This window comes from Vaginisenegalia massiliensis, from assembly GCF_900604935.1.
Lineage (GTDB): Bacteria > Bacillota > Bacilli > Lactobacillales > Aerococcaceae > Vaginisenegalia > Vaginisenegalia massiliensis.
The window spans coordinates 92,457-110,422 of sequence record NZ_UWPC01000004.1; the positions used below are offsets into that span (position 1 = coordinate 92,457).

At 39.9% G+C, this 17,966-nt stretch carries 20 protein-coding genes; 16 read left to right on the forward strand and 4 right to left on the reverse strand.

The window, feature by feature from the left end; genetic code table 11:
- Positions 1-52: 52 nt before the first annotated feature.
- Positions 53-490 carry a GNAT family N-acetyltransferase gene (locus EIH20_RS03655; protein ID WP_124058010.1) on the reverse strand — a complete coding sequence of 146 codons (438 nt, stop codon included), beginning with the start codon at positions 488-490 and terminating at the stop codon, positions 53-55.
- An 86-nt stretch (positions 491-576) separates the two neighbouring features.
- Here EIH20_RS03655 and EIH20_RS03660 point away from each other — a divergent pair, with 86 nt between their 5' ends.
- The 4 genes from EIH20_RS03660 (at position 577) to EIH20_RS03675 (ending at position 5,760) form a co-directional block, all read left to right on the forward strand.
- Positions 577-1,653: a M42 family metallopeptidase gene (locus EIH20_RS03660; RefSeq protein ID WP_124058011.1), complete on the forward strand. Its 1,077-nt coding sequence runs from the start codon at positions 577-579 to the stop codon at positions 1,651-1,653.
- Between the two features lie 128 nt (positions 1,654-1,781).
- Positions 1,782-3,134: an FAD-dependent oxidoreductase gene (locus EIH20_RS03665; protein ID WP_124058012.1), complete on the forward strand. Its 1,353-nt coding sequence runs from the start codon at positions 1,782-1,784 to the stop codon at positions 3,132-3,134.
- Positions 3,135-3,393: 259 nt separating this feature from the next.
- The gene (locus EIH20_RS03670) at positions 3,394-4,062 is read left to right on the forward strand and encodes a hypothetical protein (protein WP_124058013.1); all 669 of its coding nucleotides are present in this window, start codon (positions 3,394-3,396) and stop codon (positions 4,060-4,062) included.
- 120 nt (positions 4,063-4,182) lie between these two features.
- Positions 4,183-5,760, forward strand: a complete 1,578-nt coding sequence (locus EIH20_RS03675; protein WP_124058014.1) for a peptide chain release factor 3 — start codon at positions 4,183-4,185, stop codon at positions 5,758-5,760.
- A 97-nt stretch (positions 5,761-5,857) separates the two neighbouring features.
- Here EIH20_RS03675 and ahpF read toward each other — a convergent pair whose 3' ends face one another.
- From ahpF to EIH20_RS03690, 3 genes are all read right to left on the reverse strand, one after another.
- A complete protein-coding gene (gene ahpF / locus EIH20_RS03680; protein ID WP_124058120.1) occupies positions 5,858-7,387 on the reverse strand; it encodes an alkyl hydroperoxide reductase subunit F in 1,530 nt (509 codons plus the stop codon).
- Positions 7,388-7,398: 11 nt separating this feature from the next.
- Positions 7,399-7,968 (reverse strand): alkyl hydroperoxide reductase subunit C, encoded by a 570-nt coding sequence (gene ahpC, locus EIH20_RS03685; protein WP_124058015.1) that lies wholly within the window; start codon positions 7,966-7,968, stop codon positions 7,399-7,401.
- Between the two features lie 102 nt (positions 7,969-8,070).
- Positions 8,071-8,373, reverse strand: coding sequence for a DUF1827 family protein (locus EIH20_RS03690; protein ID WP_124058016.1), 303 nt, complete (start codon positions 8,371-8,373; stop codon positions 8,071-8,073).
- 316 nt (positions 8,374-8,689) lie between these two features.
- Between EIH20_RS03690 and EIH20_RS03695 the strand changes: the two genes are divergently transcribed.
- From EIH20_RS03695 to EIH20_RS03750, 12 genes are all read left to right on the forward strand, one after another.
- A complete protein-coding gene (locus EIH20_RS03695) occupies positions 8,690-8,956 on the forward strand; it encodes a phosphocarrier protein HPr (RefSeq protein WP_124058017.1) in 267 nt (88 codons plus the stop codon).
- Positions 8,949-10,688 (forward strand): phosphoenolpyruvate--protein phosphotransferase, encoded by a 1,740-nt coding sequence (gene ptsP, locus EIH20_RS03700; protein ID WP_206424102.1) that lies wholly within the window; start codon positions 8,949-8,951, stop codon positions 10,686-10,688. Before EIH20_RS03695 ends, ptsP begins: the two co-directional genes overlap by 8 nt.
- 230 nt (positions 10,689-10,918) lie before the next feature.
- Positions 10,919-12,136: a glycosyltransferase family 4 protein gene (locus EIH20_RS03705; protein ID WP_124058019.1), complete on the forward strand. Its 1,218-nt coding sequence runs from the start codon at positions 10,919-10,921 to the stop codon at positions 12,134-12,136.
- Positions 12,129-12,992 (forward strand): NAD(P)-dependent oxidoreductase, encoded by an 864-nt coding sequence (locus EIH20_RS03710; RefSeq protein ID WP_124058020.1) that lies wholly within the window; start codon positions 12,129-12,131, stop codon positions 12,990-12,992. Before EIH20_RS03705 ends, EIH20_RS03710 begins: the two co-directional genes overlap by 8 nt.
- A gap of 155 nt (positions 12,993-13,147) precedes the next feature.
- The gene (locus tag EIH20_RS03715) at positions 13,148-13,375 is read left to right on the forward strand and encodes a YkuJ family protein (protein ID WP_124058121.1); all 228 of its coding nucleotides are present in this window, start codon (positions 13,148-13,150) and stop codon (positions 13,373-13,375) included.
- Between the two features lie 211 nt (positions 13,376-13,586).
- Entirely contained in the window at positions 13,587-14,111 is a 525-nt protein-coding gene (locus tag EIH20_RS03720; RefSeq protein ID WP_124058021.1) for a YqeG family HAD IIIA-type phosphatase, read from the forward strand.
- 4 nt (positions 14,112-14,115) lie between these two features.
- A complete protein-coding gene (gene yqeH, locus EIH20_RS03725; protein ID WP_124058122.1) occupies positions 14,116-15,216 on the forward strand; it encodes a ribosome biogenesis GTPase YqeH in 1,101 nt (366 codons plus the stop codon).
- A 13-nt stretch (positions 15,217-15,229) separates the two neighbouring features.
- Positions 15,230-15,544 (forward strand): ribosome assembly RNA-binding protein YhbY, encoded by a 315-nt coding sequence (gene yhbY / locus EIH20_RS03730; RefSeq protein ID WP_124058022.1) that lies wholly within the window; start codon positions 15,230-15,232, stop codon positions 15,542-15,544.
- 17 nt (positions 15,545-15,561) lie between these two features.
- Positions 15,562-16,245: a nicotinate-nucleotide adenylyltransferase gene (locus tag EIH20_RS03735; RefSeq protein ID WP_124058023.1), complete on the forward strand. Its 684-nt coding sequence runs from the start codon at positions 15,562-15,564 to the stop codon at positions 16,243-16,245.
- Entirely contained in the window at positions 16,238-16,843 is a 606-nt protein-coding gene (gene yqeK, locus EIH20_RS03740; protein WP_164470857.1) for a bis(5'-nucleosyl)-tetraphosphatase (symmetrical) YqeK, read from the forward strand. Before EIH20_RS03735 ends, yqeK begins: the two co-directional genes overlap by 8 nt.
- A gap of 17 nt (positions 16,844-16,860) precedes the next feature.
- Positions 16,861-17,226, forward strand: a complete 366-nt coding sequence (gene rsfS, locus EIH20_RS03745) for a ribosome silencing factor (RefSeq protein WP_124058025.1) — start codon at positions 16,861-16,863, stop codon at positions 17,224-17,226.
- Positions 17,223-17,966, forward strand: a complete 744-nt coding sequence (locus tag EIH20_RS03750) for a class I SAM-dependent DNA methyltransferase (protein WP_124058026.1) — start codon at positions 17,223-17,225, stop codon at positions 17,964-17,966. The genes rsfS and EIH20_RS03750 overlap by 4 nt, the downstream gene beginning before the upstream one ends.

The following is a 17,966-nucleotide window of genomic DNA, read 5'->3' on the forward strand; positions in this document are numbered from 1 at the left end:
GGTTAAGGAGGACTTTCCTTTATAGACATTCAATTGGATTTGGTGTTTGGGCTTATTTGAGATTTTTAACCATATCATGATGAGGGACATGACCTTCAAGGTAGCCGACGGGATCTGAAACAGAGTAACCCGCTTGTTCATAGAAGCCAATAGCTTGGTCTTGAGCTCCCAAGTGTAATTGCTGTACCCCTCGTTGGCTAGCCCAATGGTCGATTTCGGCTAAAAGTTTTTGGCCCAGCTGTTGACCACGAAAGTCAGGAAGAACAGCAATTCGCTGAAGCTTAAGATGAGTCGAATTCAGAAAATATATACGAGCCGTCGCGACGGCTTGACCATTCAAATAACCGATGAGGTGCCAACACAGAGGATCTAGCTCATCCATTTCTTCCTCGTAGGAAAATCCTTGTTCCTCAATAAAAACGCGCTGACGAATGGTAAGGGCTTCTTGGAAGTCGGAGCTTTGATGGCCATCAATCCATTTGAATTGCATACTGTTCACCTTTCTTTGTGTATAGTATGATGTAAGTATAACAAGCCAAAGACAGGCTTGCCAACATTTGAGAAAGTAGGGAACTTATGAATCAAATTAGTCCAAAATCTTTCGAGCGATTAGAAGCGATTAAGCGCTTGACAGAAATTCCATCGCCAACGGGTCATACCCAAGCGATCATCCAATACATAGCACAAGATTTAGCTAGCCGAGGAATCGCTTATCAACTTACGGCTAAAGGTGGCTTGATGGTTTCGCTAACGGGTCAAGATGATCAGCGTCATCGGTTTGTTACCGCGCATGTGGATACATTAGGAGCTATGGTGAGAGCCATAAAAGCTGATGGGCGATTAAAATTAGATTTAATAGGCGGCTTTACTTATCACGCAATTGAAGGTGAATATTGTACCATTCATTCAAGTCGCTTAGATAAGACCTTTACAGGAACTATTTTAATGCATCAAACCAGTGTACATGTTTATGCTGATGCACGTACGGCTGAACGCAATCAGACGAATATTGAAGTTCGCTTGGATGAACATGTTGAAACGGCTGAAGATACCCTTGCCTTAGGGATTCAAGTCGGAGACTTTATTAGTTTTGATCCACGAACTCAAATTACCCCAAATGGCTACATCAAATCTCGCCACTTAGATGACAAAGTTTCCGCAGCTTTGATGTTAGAATTGATCCATAAAATTCATAGCCAAGAAATGACCTTGGCTCATACCACTCATTTCTATTTCTCTAATAATGAAGAAATTGGTTATGGAGCAAATGCCGGTATCCCTGAACAAGTAGAAGAATATTTAGCAGTGGATATGGGAGCGATGGGGGATGACCAGCAAACAGATGAGTATTCAGTCTCTATTTGTGTCAAAGATGGATCGGGTCCTTATCATCTAGGCATGCGTAATTACTTGGTAGACTTATGCGAAATCCACCAAATCGATTATCGTTTAGATATTTATCCTTATTACGCGAGTGATGCATCTGGCGCATTAAGAGCAGGATACGATGTTCGTCATGGTTTATTTGGTGCGGGTATTGAAGCGAGTCATGCCTATGAACGTACGCACGCGGATTCAGTCGATGCCACCTATCATTTGCTCAAGTATTATCTAGCTTCGCCAATGTTAACAAGTGAAACTGAAGAAGAATAATAAAACTATTTGTGAAAATTTGTGATAATTTTGTGATTTATTAAGCATATCTGTTGCTCATTGTTTGGTTTACATGGTATTCTTAGGCCAGATAAATGGTACAGTTTATAATTCGGAGGTAAACAGATATGAAAATCGTTGTAATTGGATGTACCCACGCTGGGACAGCCGCAGTCAAAACTATTTTAACCGAAAATCCCCAAGCAGAAGTTGTGGTCTATGAACGGAATGACAATGTTTCCTTCTTATCATGTGGGATAGCCTTATATGTTGGCGGTGTGGTTAAGGACCCTCAAGGTTTGTTCTATTCGAGTCCAAGTGAATTAGAACAGTTAGGTGCGGATGTTCATATGCTACATGATGTGTTAGCCGCTGATTTGAAGAACAAGACCCTGAAAGTTAAAGATTTAACAAGTGGTCGCGAATTTGAAGAATCTTATGACAAATTGGTGTTAACAACGGGTTCTTGGCCAATTATTCCGCCTTTAGAAGGTTTGGATTTAGCTAATGTTCAATTATGTAAAAACTATAATCAAGCTCAAGAAATTTTTGCAAAATTAGATGACCATCAAAAGGTAGTCGTCATTGGTGGGGGTTATATTGGGATTGAATTAGTTGAGGCCTTTGCTAATAAAGGTAAAGAAGTGACCTTAGTGGACGGTTTAGACCGTATTTTGAATAAATATCTTGATCCGGAGTTTACCGATATTTTGGAAGCAGACCTACGAGCAAAAGGGGTTCGCTTGCAATTGAACGAAATGGTTAGCCGTTTTGAAGGTAAAGATGGAAAAGTAACCAAAGTTATCACTTCTAATGGCGAGTATGAAGCTGATATGGTCATTCTCTGTGTTGGTTTCCGACCAAATAATGAACTAGTTCGCGGACAAGTTAATATGATGCCAAATGGAGCGATTATCGTTGATAATTATATGAAAACCTCAGTAGCGGATGTATATGCCGCTGGCGATTCCTGTGCAGTGAACTACAACCCTAATCAGGGTCATGCGTACATTCCGTTAGCTACTAACGCTGTTCGGATGGGGTCGCTTGTAGGGAAAAATATTATGGGTGATAAAGTCGCATATCGTGGAACGCAGGCGACTTCTGGTCTCCATCTCTTTGGTTGGAATATCGGTTCAACCGGTGTTACTGAAACCTCAGCCTCTATGTTCAACTTAGATACGCGGGCAGTATATGTGGTTGATAACTATCGGCCAGAATTCATGCCAACAACCCAAGAAATTCATATGAAGTTGGTTTACGAAGCGAAAACGGGTCGCATCGTAGGTGGACAAGTGATGTCTAAATATGATTGTACGGCATCCGCTAACACCTTATCTCTAGCTATCCAAAATAAGATGACGATTGAAGATTTAGCCTACGTTGATTTCTTCTTCCAACCTGTCTTTGATCGCCCATGGAACTATTTAAACATCCTAGCCCAAGCGGCATTGGAAAAAGAAGCGCAGACAAATAAATAATTCATACGCAAAGGTCGGCGGAAAAAGCCGGCCTTTTTTTGCCTTAATCCATACCGCTAGAGTGTTTCACGCTTCTTGCGTAACAAAATCAGCTTAGTATACGGATTCAAATTGATATCTAATCATTCTTTTGATAAAATCAACTAGTATTTATGAATATATTACTTATATAGCATGAAAAAAACGTGAAAATAGTTTTTGAAGTTGAGAAGATAGTTGCTGTGATAACTAGTAGAGATAGGTAGAAAAGGTGAAGGATATGGATCAATTGAATCATTTGTCTTTAAGCGTTTTAGGTTTTAATCGTCAACAAGTGACTCGTTTAATGGAGCAAAAAGATGAACGAATTAAGAACTTGGAGGATCAACTTAAAACGATTCAAGATAAATTAGGTTATTATATGGGCTTAGAAGAAGCTCTCAAAGCCGGGATTGTGGACGCTCGGATGACAGGTACAACGATTGTTAATGAGTCGAAAGAAGAAGCTGAGAAATTATTAACTCAAACTAATGAACAAGTGACTCAGTACAAGGAAGAATTTGCTTATCAAAGCCGTGAATTAATCAATTCTGGTTCGGTACTACGCGATCGATTCAATGAGATGAAACAAGATATGCAGACAATCTTAAATCAATACCAAGAACTCATTGAAGAAACAGACTTTGATGCTTTGTATCCAGGAGATCAAGTAGAACGATTGACCCATCAAACCGATCATTACGAAGCAGACGATATTTTCAATCTTCGCAGTGGTGGCAATCGCAAGCTCTGGCAAGATAACACCTTAAATGAAGAGGAAAAGAAAGAGCTTGAAAAATTAATTCATGAAGTTATTTCCAATGAAGCTAAAGATGAAGAAAATGAAACGAGTCAAGAAAAAGCCAATGACAGTAAATTAGTTAATTTTGCGATGGCTAAGTCTAAATAGAAGCCTAAGACGAGCAATGGTCTGAGTCTGTCTAGAATAAATTAGATAGACTAGGCCCTTGGTCGTTTTTTATCGAAAAAGTATAGAACCAAGGGCCAGACCTAAAAAGGAGACAATTAGATGACTTTGAAAGAACAAGTGGAAAAAAGACGCACATTTGCGATTATTTCTCACCCGGATGCTGGGAAAACAACTATTACTGAACAACTTCTCTTATTCTCGGGAGCGATTCGTGAAGCGGGAACCGTAAAAGCAAAAGGAAAAAAATCAAATAAATTTGCGAAATCCGACTGGATGGAAATTGAAAAACAACGGGGAATTTCCGTTACTTCTTCCGTCATGCAAGTCGATTATGATGGTTGCCAAGTCAATATTCTCGATACGCCAGGGCATGAGGATTTCTCTGAGGATACCTATCGGACCTTAATGGCGGTGGATGCGGCAGTCATGGTGGTCGATACCGGTAAAGGGATCGAGCCACAAACTAAGAAACTCTTTGAAGTTTGTTCTATGCGGGGGATACCTATCTTTACGTTTATGAACAAATTAGACCGTGATGGTCGAGAACCATTAGAATTAATTGCCGAATTAGAAGAAGTTCTTGGCATTGATGCGTATCCAATGAATTGGCCTATGGGGATGGGTCGTAACTTAATTGGTTTATATGATTTGTATAATCAACGGGTTGAATTAAAAGGCCATGATGAAGAAGATGATGTTCTCTACATTCCTTTAGATGAAGAAGGACAAGCTGAAGGAGACCACTCCTTTAAACAATCAACGATTTATAGCCAGGCTCTCGAAGATGCTCAGCTACTCAACGAAGCTGGAAATGATTTCGACCGTGACCAAGTTTTGGCGGGTAAATTAACGCCTGTTTTCTTTGGATCGGCTTTAACAGGCTTTGGGGTACAAACGTTTTTTGATGCTTTTATCGACTTAGCGCCAAGCCCTAGCGTCACCGAAACCATTGATGATCAACTTGTTGAGCCCACTCAGTCTCAATTTACGGGTTTTATTTTCAAGATTCAAGCGAATATGAATCCCGCCCATCGTGACCGAATTGCTTTCGTACGGGTATGTTCAGGAGCTTTTGAAAAAGGAATGAACGTCACACTTGGTCGAACAGGCAAGACCATTCGGATGGCTCATACTACTCAGTTTATGGCTGACTCACGTGAGGAAGTTCAAGAAGCCGTAGCGGGAGATATTATTGGCCTTTACGATACGGGGAATTTTCAAATTGGCGACACGATTTATTCGGGTAATAAAGCCGTGCAATTCAAAGCCTTACCCCAATTTACACCAGAATTGTTTATGAAGGTCACACCACGAAATGTCATGAAACAGAAGTCATTTCATAAAGGAATTGAGCAATTGGTACAAGAAGGGGCCATTCAATTGTATAAGACCTATCATACGGAAGAGTACATTATTGGGGCAGTAGGGGCCTTGCAATTTGAAGTCTTCCAATATCGTTTATTGAATGAGTATAATGCTGAAGTCGATATGACACCAATGGGTTCTAAAATTGCGCGTTGGATTGATCCTAAAGATTTGAATCCAAATATGTCTTCTAGTCGAAATTTATTAGCCAAAGATCGTTTTGGTAACCCGGTATTCTTATTTGAAAATACCTTTGCTGAAAATTGGTTCCGCGATAAATATCCGGATATCGAATTGAAACAATTGCTGTAATCAAGTAAGTTGTTCATTTAAGTTGTAAATAAAAAGTCTGAAGTTGGGGTCACAGTGAGTGACGCCAACTTCAGACTTTTTTGTGTATTGAAATAGCTTATTGCCGAATGAGATAATCAAAGGCACCTAAAGCAGCGGTGGCTCCAGAACCTAAGGAGATGACGATTTGTTTATAGGCGGTATTGGTACAATCGCCGGCAGCAAAAACGCCCTTAAGGTTGGTTGCCCCGTGTTCATCTACGATAATTTCACCAAATTTAGTTAGGTCTAATTGATCTTTAACAAAATCAGTATTAGGAACTAACCCAATTTGAATAAAGCATCCTTGAATATCTTCACTTAGGGCTTGACCAGATACGCGATCGATATACTGGATACCATTGACCATTTTGTCACCAGTGATTTCAGTGGTTTGAGCATTGGTTATCACCTTAACATTGGTGAGGGAGTTTAACCGATCTTGAAGAACTTGATCGGCTTTTAGCTGTGGCATGAATTCAAGCAAGACGACTTCTTTAACCATACTAGCCAAATCAATAGCGGCTTCGACACCTGAATTTCCGCCACCAATAACGGCTACTCGTTTCCCTTTGAAAAGAGGCCCATCACAGTGCGTACAGTAGGCTACCCCTTTGTTACGAAACTCTAATTCACCCGGGATACCTAGCAAACGCCAACGAGCCCCGGTTGCAATAATAAGGGTTTTAGCTTTAAGTTGATGCCCGCTTTCTAAATCAATAGTGATGAGGTCGTTGGAATCAATTTTAGTCACTGTTTGGTTTTCAATGATATCTACTTTGTATTGGTTTAAATGCTCTTTTACTTGATTCATATATTTAGGACCTTCGGTGTAAGGAATACCAATAATGTTTTCAATCCCGAGTGTCTCAATAACTTGGCCACCAAAATCTTTGGCAACTAAACCAACTTGGAGCCCTTTACGAGCAGCATATATAGCGGCTGCGCCACCAGCTGGACCGCCACCAATGACGAGAACATCGAAACAAGGTTTTTGGTCAAAGGAGTGAGTTGCAATTGGGTTAGAAACCTTATCTAACAGTTGATCAAGAGTCATACGTCCGCTGGCAACTTCCTCATCATTTAAGAAGACAGTAGGTACTGCCATCACAGCTTTTTCTTCAGCTAGGTTTTTGAATGTGCCGCCTTCAATCATCGTGTGGCTAATTTTTGGGTTTAATACTGACATGATATTAAGCGCTTGAACCACATCGGGACAATTATGACAGGTTAAGCTTACGAAAGTTTCAAAATGAAGTTCTTGGTCGATTGCCTGAATGCGCTCTTTGGCTTCAGAACTAATTTTTGGCGCTCGGCCACCCACTTGTAAGAGTGCCAAGACAAATGATTCAAATTCGTGGCCTAAAGGAATTCCGGCAAAGCTAATGCCGCTTGATTCATTTTGGCGATTTAAGGAAAAGCTAGGAGTGAGAGGAAGCGATGTTTCCTCAATACTTATTTTATCTGACAAACTAGCTATTTCTTGAATAAAGGTTCGCATAGCTTGTGAAGACTCAGATTCATCCAAGCTAAGTTGGATTTGGATTGGGTGTTCAAGCAAGGCCATATATTGAGCGAATTGTTGCTTTATTTCCTGGGTAAGAGCCATGATATCACGACCTAAATCTTGCCGACTAAATCTAAACCAGGAGTCAATGTTTCGCCAGATTCTTTCCATTTAGCAGGGCAAACTTCACCTGGATGGGTACGGACATATTGAGCAGCCTTAATCTTGTCAATTAAACTTGATGCGTCACGTCCGATGCCATCGGCATTAATTTCCATAGCTTGAACCACACCGTCGGGATCAATGATAAATGTTCCGCGTTGGGAAAGACCTGCTTCTTCATCTAGTACATCAAAATTGTAAGAAATCATTTGATTAGGATCAGCAATCATTTTGTATTGGATCTTGCTGATGGCTTCAGAATGATCATGCCATGCTTTGTGTACGAAGTGTGTATCAGTCGATACAGAATAAACTTCGCAGTCTAAGCCTTTTAAGATTTCATATTGTTCTTGTAAGTCTTCTAATTCAGTCGGGCAGACAAATGAAAAGTCTGCTGGATAGAAGCAAAGGATGCTCCAGTGACCTTTAAGATCTTCGCTTGTTACAGTAGTGAATTCTTCCTTAACTGGATCATAAGCGTTGGCGCTGAACTCGATGATTTCTTTTCCGATAATTGACATAAAATTTTCCCTCCATAAATTAGAATGATTATAAATAAACTATACTACTAATTAACAAAAATGAATAGTAAAATGGTCACAAAAAAAGCTTAGGTCTTAGACCTAAGCATGAGATAATTTATTCATTTCACCATAGTATTCGATCTCAATAAAGTTATGACCTTCAAGAATATCGACTTGATCGCGGTTGTCTTGTAGTAACAAGCGTTTAATTGTAAAATCGATTTCTTTTTGGCGAATGGGTCTTTTCTTGTTGACCATGACAATGTTGGTGTGGCTTGGGGCTTCAGAATAAATTACCGAAGTAGGGCCAATGGTGAATACTTTAATGACGCTAGCATCCGTATTGGCTAACTGTTGTGTAACGAGTTCATAGTGGCTATTTGTGACGTCAATCATCTTCATACACTGTGCCTCCTCTGTTATAAGTATTATATCATTTTTAATCGCAAAAAAAATAGTGAAAACGTTTAAATTCAAGCAGAAATTTGACAGTTTGACTTAACTCAAATCACAAAGATTTTAATTAGATTTTAATATTATATCTGAGAATGAGGGGTATTTCCGTAAAAACAAGACAAGTTTTAGACAAGTTATGATGAATTTAGTTGTTCATTGAGCAAAATAATGGTATCCTTAGGGAGTCTAGGAGAAGGCGGATACATTCGGCGAATTCGGCCTTATCCAAGCATTATTTTCTTAATAAAGGAGACTATTTAATATGGAAAAGAAAGAATTTCACGTTGTAGCAGAAACAGGTATCCACGCACGTCCAGCCACTTTATTAGTTCAAACTGCTAGCAAATTCTCATCTGATTTGAATTTAGAATATAAAGGCAAGTCAGTAAACCTTAAATCCATTATGGGTGTTATGTCACTTGGAGTTGGTCAAGGTGCTGATGTTGTGATTTCTGCTGAAGGTGCAGACGAACAAGAAGCTATTGCTGCCGTAACCGAAACAATGAAAAAAGAAGGATTAGCTGAGTAATATGGGTAAAATTAAGGGAATTGCAGCGAGTGATGGCATTGCCATTGCTCCTGTCTATCTGTTAACTGAACCAGACTTAAGCTTTGAGAAAGTGGCCGTGAATGATGTTGATCATGAGGTCAATCGTCTTGAACAAGCCATTGTTCAAGCGACTTCAGAAATTACAACTATTCGTGATATTGCTAAACAGACTCTTGGGCAAGAAGAAGCTCAAGTGTTTGAAGCTCACCTTTTAGTCGTTCAAGATCCAGAACTTATGGATCAGGTTAAGACTTTAATTAAAGATGAGAAAATGAATGCAGAAGCGGCATTAAAACAGGTAAGTGATATGTTCGTTGCTATGTTTGCAGCTATGGAAGACAATCCATATATGCAAGAACGGGCAGCAGACATTAAAGATGTATCTGAACGGGTGTTAGCGGCCTTGTTAGGAGTTAAATTACCTAGTCCGGCTACGATTGCTGAAGAAGTGATTGTGATTGCTTATGACTTAACACCAAGCGATACCGCACAATTAAATAAAGATTATGTTAAAGCCTTTGTAACCAACATTGGAGGTCGAACTTCTCACTCAGCTATTATGGCTCGGTCGTTAGAAATCCCGGCTATTGTTGGTACAAAAACGATTGTTGATTCAGTAGAGGATGGACAAGTGATTATTGTTGATGCTTTAGAGGGTCAAGTTATCTTAAATCCGACTCAGGCTGAAATTGAAGAATATCAAGCAAAGGCATCTGAATATCAAGCTTTGCGTCAAGAGTGGGCCAAGTTAGTCAGCGCTCCATCGGTAACTAAAGATGGACATCGAGTGGAATTAGCGGCTAATATTGGTACACCAAAAGATGTAACTGGCGTTTTAGAAAACGGGGCCGATGGCATCGGATTATATCGGACAGAATTCCTTTATATGGATTCAGTTGATTTTCCAAGTGAAGACGATCAATTCCAAGCTTACAAAACGGTTCTTGAATCGATGGGTGACAAAGGCGTGGTGGTACGTACCATGGATATTGGTGGCGATAAGAAACTGCCATATTTACCATTACCAGAAGAATTGAATCCGTTTTTAGGTTATCGGGCGATTCGTATTTCTTTAGACCGGCAAGATATGTTTAAAACACAGTTGCGGGCCTTATTAAGAGCCTCAGTCTATGGTAACTTGCGCATTATGTTCCCGATGATTGCTACGCTAAGCGAGTTTAGAAAAGCAAAACAACTTCTATTAGACATCAAAGCCGAATTGGTGGCTGAAGGAGTTGAGGTGTCAGATTCTGTACAAGTTGGCATCATGATTGAAATTCCAGCAGCAGCTGTTTTGGCGCATCAGTTCGCTAAAGAAGTTGACTTCTTCTCGATTGGGACCAATGATTTAATTCAATATACGATGGCGGCAGACCGGATGAATGAACGCGTGTCTTATTTGTATCAACCTTACAATCCGTCTATTTTGACTCTTATCAAGCATGTCATTGATTCGTCTCATGCTGAAGGTAAATGGACAGGAATGTGCGGTGAAATGGCCGGTGACCAAACGGCAGTGCCGCTTCTGTTAGGTTTAGGTCTTGATGAGTTCTCCATGAGTGCGACCTCTGTTTTAAAAACACGTAGCTTAATTGCGAAACTTAATTTGACCGACATGCAACGCTTAGCTGAAAAAGCTGTTAATGACTGCCAAACTGTGGAAGAGGTTCAGGCTTTAGTAGCAGAAGCTGTGGCTAAAGCACAAGCGTAGTTCTCTATCCAGCTAATAGAATTATTAACCGAAACATCTATGTCAACTTACTGATCCGTAAGTTGAGCAATGGAGGTTTCGGTTTTTTGTTTACTATATTATGAGAGCGCAAAACAGTTTGTCGGGATTTTGACTTTTAATTCATTTAAGAATTCCTTATAATGGAACATGAATGATTGTATTAAACTTGTCTGTTTGAGATAAGCAATGAAAATAAAGTTGGTGTATATATGAATATTGGATTTTTTACAGATACCTATTTTCCCCAAGTGAGCGGGGTTTCGACCTCCGTTAAAATTTTACGTGATGAATTGGAGCGACGGGGACATAAGGTCATCATTTTTACCACAACCGATCCCGATGCCGAAGTAGAAGAAGGAATTGTACGCTTACCTAGTATTCCTTTTATTTCTTTTGAGGATCGGCGCATTGCTTATGCAGGTTTCGATCGTTGCTTGCGTATAGCCAAGAAATACAAATTGGATATTGTTCATACTCACACCGAATTTTCTTTAGGCTTGGCAGGAAAATTTGTCGCTAGCCGAATGAAAATCCCAACGATTCATACCTATCACACGATGTACGAGAACTATACCCATTATATTTGGAACGGGCATTTAATTTCGGCAAATCAAGTAAAAGTCTTATCACGCCTGTATTGTGGTCAAACAAGTGGCATTATTTCTCCGAGTCGAATAACTTATGACAAACTTAAAGACTATGGTGTTAAAACGCCTATGCAAATTATTCCAACTGGCGTTGAAATGCCGCAATACGATCCAGACCTGTGTCAAAGCATGAGAAACAAGTTCGGTTTCTCGGATCAAGACAGAGTTTTATTGTCATTATCCCGTTTATCGAAAGAGAAGCAAATCGATCGCGTTATCGATATCTTTCCGCAAGTGAAAGCAGCTATTCCCGGAGCAAAATTGGTTATTGTAGGTGATGGTCCAGCCCGAGAAGAACTAGAGCAACAAGCTAAAACGATAGCGCCTGATATTCAGTTTGTCGGTCAAATCGATCATGAACATGTAGCGGCCTATTATCAAATGGCAGATTTATATGTGAATGCTAGTGAATCCGAATCGCAAGGGCTCACCTACTTAGAAGCTTTTGCCAATCGGTTGCCGATCATTGCTAAAGCCAATCCTTATCTTGAGTCAGTGATGTTGAATGCTAATTTTGGTGCTCTATTTGACCATCAAGAGGCGTTTGCTCAAACAGTGATTGATTTTATTCAGGCTGCTGATAATAAAGCATTTGAACCGATTCAACAAGATGACTTGTACGCCTTGTCGTCTGAGTACTTCGGCGAGCAAGTAGAATTATTCTATCAGCAAGTTATTCAGAATTATAACAAGGCCGACTCAAAAATATTCGATCGCTTCTATGGTGGTGTCAAAGAAATTATCCGGGACATTGTGATTGGGGGAGACAAGATTGACTAAAATAGGCTTTATTGGCTTAGGTGTGATGGGATCAAGCATGGCGAAACATTTACTGGCAGCTGGTCATGATCTGGTTGTTTATAATCGGACACGTCACAAAGCAGAAGAATTGTTGGCTATGGGAGCAACTTGGGCGGATAATCCACGGGAGCTTACGCAACAGGTAGATGTCGTGATGACAATTGTAGGTTACCCTCAAGATGTGGAACAAGTCTATTTTGATCACAAAGGAATATTTGAAGGAAGTCGTCCGGGTCAATTATTGATTGATTTAACGACGTCTACCCCATCGTTGGCAAAGAAAATTGCTCAAGAAGCTGAACGTCATGGACTTCTAGCTCTTGATGCTCCTGTATCAGGCGGCGATTTAGGCGCTAAAGAAGGTCGGCTAACGGTAATGGTTGGGGGTAGTCAAGTTGCTTTTAAGATTGCTGAGCCTTTACTATCTTGTTTTGCTCAAAAAGTTCGCTTGCAAGGTGAAGCTGGGGCAGGCCAGCACACCAAGATGGCCAATCAAATTATGATTGCAGCGACAATGATAGGGATGGTAGAACTTTTAGTTTATGCGAAAGCAGCCGGCCTAGATCCAGAGGCGGTAATTGATACAGTTGGTGCTGGATCGGCTGGGAATTGGTCCTTAGCCAATTATGGGCCGCGTATTCTAAAGGAAGATTATTCACCAGGCTTTTTTGCAAAACACTTTTTAAAAGATTTGAAGATTGCTATCGACGAAGCACAGACATTAAAAGTAGACTTACCTGGAACGAAGCTGGCTTTGCTCTTATATGAACAGTTATGTCATCTAGGTTATGAGAATCAAGGCACTCAAGCACTGATTAAATTATGGTGGAAATAGTAAGGAATTACTTGCAATTTTCGTTGAGTTTGATAGGATATTACTATCCTAAAAAAGCCTTTAGCTTTACTGACTGATTCCTGATTGACGGAGATATGAAGCAGAGTTTAAAGCGAAATAAGATTCCTGAATTTAGATACGGAAAGGATTTTTCGATGAAACCTTCAGTTTTAACCGGTATTATTACAAGATTAGAAGCGATGACACATACAGATAATGAACGCGAGGTTCGCCGTTTTGAATTAGATGGCGTAGAAAAATGCCAAGTGGCTTTTATCCCCGAGACAGATTCATTTGAAATGGTAGATAGCCATAATGGTGATGTATTCCAATTCGACGATATTGATTTGGTTGCGATTGAAATTTTTGAACTATTAGCATAAACATTAAATCAAATGGTTGAATAAGCCTAAGAAGCTAGCGCGCCCAATCCTTGCGTAGGGATGGCTGCCACTAGACTCTTAGGCTCTTTTTTATCAATTTAGCTAGGTCCTCTCTAGTGATTAATCAACGAATTCAGGGAGGGGTATGTTATAATGAGAATGTGTATATGAATAAAACTAGTTTAATTACATAATTGGAGCGATTTATAGAATGAAATTAAAAATTAAACCGACTTGGATGGTGAATTCTGTTTATGATTTAAAACCCCACCATATTTGGGATAAGGGTTACCGAGCGGTGATAGTCGACTTGGACAACACCATGTTAGCTTGGAATGAATATGTGTATAATCAAACAATGGCCGAATGGATTCAAGAAATGGACCTGGCAGGGTTAAAAGTTTATCTTTTATCGAACAATAATGTTGAACGGGTAGCCAAGGTAGCCGAACCTTTACAGATTCCCTATCAAGCGAATGCCCTAAAACCCTTTCCACGTCATTTTAGAAAAGCGATTGAGCAATTGGGGTTTCCTAAAGAGAAAATTTTGGTAATTGGAGACCAATTACTGACGGATATCGTGGGTGCGAATTTGACGGGTGTCGATTCAGTATTGGTAAAACCACTCGCACAAAATGATATTATTTATACTGTAATAAACCGTAGACTCGAGCGCGTATTAATGAAAGTGTTAAAAATTGACCGAAAAGCAGATTGGGGGCAGGAACTTGACTGAAGAAATGATTCAATGTGTTGGATGTGGAGCGATGATTCAAACGACTGACTCAGAGCAAGCGGGCTACTTACCCGCGTCAGCCTTAGCGAAAAAAGAAGCGGATGCTGATATTTATTGTCAACGCTGTTTCCGTTTGCGTCATTACAATGAATTGCAAGATGTGCCAATTTCAGATGACGTATTTTTGGAAAAATTAAGTCAAATTGCTGATCAAGATGCCTTAATTATTAACTTGATTGATATCTTTGACGTCGAAGGTTCCATGATTCCGAGCTTGAGCCGTTTTATTGGCAATCAGGCTTTTATTGTGGCCGCTAACAAATTCGATTTGCTACCCAAAGTGACACGGGAAGATAAGGTTTTACAATGGTTAAAGAAGACCTTGCATGATAATGGACTCTTTCCAACCGATATTATGGTCTTATCAGCTAACAAACCTCAAAGCTTGATGAAATTGACCGAACTTATTGAAGCGACCATTCAATTTAAAGATATTTATATTGTTGGAACCACAAATGTTGGTAAATCAACTCTCATAAATCAGTTAATCCGTCATTATGGTGGCCAAAAGGAAATTATTACAACTTCGAATCATCCGGGTACAACCTTGGATATGATTCGTATTCCGTTTACAGATCAACACAGCTTAATAGACACACCGGGAATTATTCGCCCAAGTCAGTTAGCCCATTATCTCAGCATGAAGGAAATTAAGACTGTCTTACCAAGTAAACCGCTTAAACCGAAGACCTATCAATTAAATGCGGGTCAGACTATTTTCTTAGCGGGCTTGGCTCGAATAGATTATGTAAAAGGTGAACGGAATTCCTTTACCTATTATGTTTCAAATGATTGCTATATCCATCGAACAAAATTTGCTGAAGCGGATGAATTCTATCGGAAACACTTAGGTGGCTTATTAAGTCCTCCTTCGGCCGAACGGAGTGAGGATTTTCCTAAACTAGTTCCTCAAACCATAAAATTAAAAGCCAATCAAGATGTAGCCATTTCAGGTTTGGGCTGGCTCACAACCCATCAAGCGGTTGAAATTGTCGTCTGGGTTCCTAAAGGCGTTGGTTTATCAATCAGGGATGCAATCATTTAATAAAGGAGATACTATGACTTCGTTAGATAAAAAGCAAATGAAATATTTACGCAAAATGGCTCAAAAAGAAAAACCAATTTTCCAGATGGGGAAACTTGGGTTAACTGATGTTTTCGTTGAACAAATTGATTTGGCGTTGGAAAAGCGGGAATTGATTAAATTCAATATCTTACAGAATTCAGAAGAAGATTTGGCTCAAGCAGCACAATCCATCGCTCAAGCAGTGGGAGCGGAGTGGCTCCAGATTATTGGAAATACAGCCACTTTATATCGACCATCAACAAAAGAAAAGTATCAACGGATTAGTCAAGAATTAGCACATCAATAGACCTAGGAGGAGTGTCAATGACCCAATGTTCATGTCAGGTTAGGCGTAAGTTTACGCAAGCAGACTTTGAAGTTCAATGGCAACCTCAGCTAGAACAGACAGCGCGGCATCGAATAGGTATCCTAGGTGGCACATTCAACCCGCCTCATTTAGGCCATCTATTAATGGCTGAACAAGCAGGATCACAACTTGAACTTGATGAAGTGTGGTTTATGCCAACGTTTATACCGCCACACATTGAAGGGAAAGAAACCATCTCGGCTCATCATCGCGTTCAAATGACTCAGTTGGCTATCGAAGGAAACCCGCGGTTTAAATTACAAACTTACGAGATAACCAAAGGTGACAAAAGCTATACCATTGAAACGATGCAAGCCTTCCGTGACCTCTATCCGCAAACCGATTTTTATTTTATTATCGGGACAGATAGTGCCAATCATTTGCATACTTGGCTTGAGATTGATCAGTTGATGACATTGGTTCAATTTGTAGGCATTCATCGGCCAGGCGAAAAAGCTTATCAAGGATCCTATCCTATTCTTTGGTTAGATTCTCCAATGGTTGATATTAGTTCAACCGATTTAAGATTAAGAGTCTATTTGGACCAGTCGATTAAATACCAAGTGCCAGAAGCTGTTTTAAATTATATTGAAGAGAATCAGCTTTATGCCTTTACTAGAAATGAGGAACTTGATGAGTAAAAAAATCGAATATCAAAAGGGCTACATCAATTGCAGTCGGGAAGATTTATTAAATAAGACACAGAAGCAAATGAAGGATTCACGCTTCAAGCATATTTTACGGGTCGAAGAAACGGCTTTGAAATTAGCTAAGCAACATAACTATTCTGATTTAGAGGCTGTATCAGTTGCTGCTATTTTACATGACTATGCTAAAGAGATGCCCAAAGCAGAGATGTTGCCATTAGCCCAAAAGTTTTGGAACCATCCTGATTTGCCTAAAGCAAGCGATGGTGTTTGGCATGGCTTGGCAGCTGCAACGATTGCGCAAGAAAGCTTTGCCTGCCAACATGAGGGTATCTTAAAGGCGATTGCTGGCCATACGATTGGTTGGCATGAGATGGATGTCTTAGCTCAGCTTATTTATTTGGCTGATTATATTGAACCTGCAAGAGATTTTCCTGGTGTGGATCAAGCTCGACTTTTAGCTAAAGATAGTTTAGTTAAGGCTACGACATTTGAGATGGTTGCGACGTTACAGCATCTATTGTCTCGCCAAATCTACATCTTCCCGGGCACACTTGATATTTATAATAATTGGATACAACAACAAAACTAAATTTGATAGGAGAAATTATGACCCAAAAATCATTAGAAAAATTAGAATTAATTGTTAAGGCAGCAGATGACCGTTTAGCCCAAGATATTATGGCCTTAGAAGTAAGTAATCTAACGCCAATTGCAGATTATTTTGTTGTCATGCATGGTCGAAACGAAAAACAAGTAGAAGCCATTGTTCAATCAATTGTTGAAGCGGCTCATGAAGCGAAGATTGAAGTAAAGAATATTGAAGGTAAAGATGGTGGTAAGTGGATTCTTGTTGATTTGGTCGATGTGGTGGTCCATGTCTTTTACTATTCAGAACGTCCGCATTATAATTTAGAAAAATTATGGAAGGACGCCAAACTTGTGGACATCACTCAATGGGTTAAAGCAGAATGAGTTTTGGAAGCATCGCTGAGGTATATAATCGCTTTACAGATCAAGAAGCATATGATGATTGGTTAGATTTCACCCTATCTTGTCTAAATCAGGCACCGGAAAAAATGTTAGACCTTGCTTGTGGAACAGGCGTTTTTGCCCGCTTGATGGCCCCGTTTGCTAAGCAAGTATGGGCTGTTGATTTAGATCCGCTGATGATTGCTCAAGCCCAAAAGCAAGACAATGATGCCAATCTTCACTTTGCTCAAGGGAATATGTTGACTTTATCTTCGGACTATAAAGGGATGGATTTAGTGACTTGTTACGCCGACTCTCTATGTTTTTTGCCTGATTTCGAAGCGGTTCAACAAGCCTTCCTCCAAGTGGCAACCTGTTTAAATGAAGAGGGTCTCTTTCTCTTTGATGTTTGGTCGCCAATGGGGCTACTAGCTTTTGATGATTATGTCTATATTGAAGAAGATGAAGAGATTTATTTGCTTTGGCGAAGTTCTGTCGATCGACAAAAATATGAAGTTGATCATCATTTGACGATTTTTAGTCCCGTGAGCGAATCAAATGACTATCAAAAACAAGAGACGCACTTAGTCGAAAGTACATATGGCTTGACTCAATATCAGCAAGCCTTGGCGCAAGCGGGCTTCAATCAGATACAAATTTGTGCGGATTTTGGCAGTCAAGTGTTGGATGAACAATCAGCTGAATCAGTTAAGCGTTGGTTCTTTATATGTCAAAAAGGGTAG